Origin of the sequence: Microbacterium sp., assembly GCF_049661145.1 — a bacterium.
Taxonomy (GTDB): domain Bacteria; phylum Actinomycetota; class Actinomycetes; order Actinomycetales; family Microbacteriaceae; genus Microbacterium.
Genome location: NZ_JBASZT010000192.1, coordinates 1 through 2488, shown reverse-complemented (window position 1 = coordinate 2488; position 2488 = coordinate 1). Strand labels below are relative to the sequence as shown.

Here is a 2488-nt window from a genome sequence, read left to right as displayed (position 1 = left end):
CTCCGTGGCGGCGACCGCTCCGGGCTGCCGGGGCGTGCCCGTGGGGACGCGGCGGTCGCCGTCCGTCTGCACAACTCCGCCTGAGCTGCCCCTGAGGGGGCAAATCCATCCCGGTCCGCCCGACCAGGCGGAGTTGTGCAGGCCGGACGCGGTGTCAATCTCGGTTGACAACCACTCGCCGCGTCAACCCAGATTGACATACCGTCGCCGCGTCAACTAGGGTTGACGCTATGAGCGATCATCTGCGTACCGCGATCGCCGCGGCAGACGGCGGCGATCCCCTCCCCGAGCTGCGGCGGCTGCGGGCCCTCCACGCCGACCTCGCGCGCGCCGAAGCCGAACAGGTGCGCCGCGCCCGCGCCCTCGGGTTCTCGTGGGTCGCGATCGCCGATGCCATGGGCGTGAGCCGGCAAGCGGTGCACAAGAAGTACGGGAGAAGATAGCAAGATGAGAAAAAAGGACGAGGGCCCGCGAGCGAGCCTGCGTCAACTGCTGCCGTTCGTGTTCGAGCACAGGGGCGTGCTGGTGATCGTCGCAATGCTCAGCATCCTCGCCGCGGCGGCGACGCTCGGCCAGCCCCTCGTCGTCGGCCAGGTGATCGAGCGGGTGCAACTCGGCGACCCGCTCGGCATCCTGATCTGGCTGCTCGTCGGCCTCGTCGTGGTGGGATCGCTGATCAGCGGCATCCAGCACTTCCTACTGCAGCGCACCGGCACCGCCGTCGTCTTCTCCAGCCGGCGCCGGCTGATCGCACAGCTGCTGCACCTACCCGTGCAGGAGTACGACGCGCGGCGCACCGGCGACCTCGTCTCGCGCGTCGGCGCCGACACGAGCCTGCTCTATGCCGTGCTGACCCAGGGGCTCGCCGACTCGATCGGCAACGCGCTCATCTTCGTCGGCGCCGTCGTCGCGATGCTGCTGATCGACCCCGTGCTGCTCCTGCTGATCCTCGTCGTCGTGGGCGCCTCGGTCGCGGTGGTCGGAGCGCTCAGTGTCCGCATCCGGCGCGCGACCACCGTGCAGCAGGAGGGCGTCGGCGACCTCGCCTCCGGCGTCGAGCGCGCGGTCGGCTCGATCCGCACGATCCGCGCCGCCGGCGCCACCGATCGTGAGCGCGAGGCGATCGAGGCGACGGCACGCGGCGCGTACGACGCCGGCGTCGAGGTCGCGAAGGCATCCGCGTTCATCGTCCCGATCGCCGGCATCGCGCTGCAGGTGTCGCTGCTGGTCGTGCTCGGCGTCGGCGGATTCCGCGTCGCCTCGGGGGCGATCACGATCGCGCAGCTCGTGACGTTCGTGATGTTCCTCTTCTTCTTGATCCAGCCGCTCGGCTCGTTCTTCGGCGCCATCACCTCCGTCAATCAGGCCCTCGGCGCCCTCGGCCGCATCCAGGAGGTGCTCGACCTGCCGACCGAGACGGCGCGCGACGCGGAGGTCGCGGCATCCGTCGCCCCCGCGACGTCGCCCGTCGCGCTGATCGGCTCGGCGTCGCGGTCGGGTCAGGCGGTGCAGGATGCCGCGGCCATCGAGTTCCAGAACGTCCGTTTCGCATATCCGGATGCCGTGGTGCAGGCCCGCCGTCGCAGCGAGAGCGAAGCGGCGGCGCTCCTCGCCGAAGCCCACGCGGATGCCGCCGTGGACGTCGCAGACGTGGCGGATGCCGCGGGCGAAGTGCTGCGCGGAGTGTCGTTCCGCGTGCCGCGCGGGGCGCGCGTCGCACTGGTCGGCCCGTCGGGAGCGGGAAAATCCACGACCCTCGCGCTCATCGAGCGGTTCTACGACCCTGTGTCCGGGGCGATCCTGCTCGACGGCGTCGATGTGCGCGCCATCGACCGCACCCGGCTGCGCGCACAACTCGGCTACGTGGAACAGGACGCGCCCACCCTCGCGGGCACGATCGCCGACAACCTGCGGCTGGCGTCGCCGTCGGCATCCGATGCCGCGTGCGAACGCGTGCTGCGCGCCGTCAACCTCGGTGACGTGCTCGAGCGGTCGCCGCTCGGGCTCGAGGCGCCGGTCGGCGAGGCGGGCGTGATGCTCTCCGGCGGCGAGCGCCAGCGCCTCGCGATCGCGCGGGCGCTGCTGGCCGCTCCCCCGATCCTGCTGCTGGACGAGTCGACCTCCTCGCTCGACGGCCTCAACGAGCAGCGCATGCGCGAGGCGATCGACGCCGTTGCCGCGGGGCGCACGCTCGTCGTCATCGCGCATCGCCTGTCGACCGTCGTGGACAGCGACCTCATCGTCGTGCTCGACCGCGGCGAAGTCGTCGGCCAGGGCACCCATGCCGAGCTCGTCGAGACGGTGCCGCTGTACCGCGACCTCGCACGCCATCAGCTGCTCGTGTGAGGGCGCGTGGGATTCGCGGCCCCCGCTCGCTGACGCCGAGACCCCGCCTGCGGGTCGAGACCCGCGTCGAAACGCGGGGTCTCGACCCGCAGAGAGGGTTTCGCGGGCAAGGGGCGGGCGCCCCGGGCGGGCGGCCCCGGCG

Annotated in this window: 2 protein-coding genes; both read left to right on the top strand. The window is 71.8% G+C overall.

Translation table 11 applies throughout. The annotated features are described in order from the left end of the window. Positions 1-230: 230 nt before the first annotated feature. Positions 231-443, top strand: a complete 213-nt coding sequence (locus tag WBP48_RS08295; protein ID WP_424438831.1) for an AsnC family protein — start codon at positions 231-233, stop codon at positions 441-443. Between the two features lie 4 nt (positions 444-447). Next, positions 448-2346: an ABC transporter ATP-binding protein gene (locus tag WBP48_RS08290; RefSeq protein ID WP_424438828.1), complete on the top strand. Its 1899-nt coding sequence runs from the start codon at positions 448-450 to the stop codon at positions 2344-2346. Positions 2347-2488: the final 142 nt, after the last annotated feature.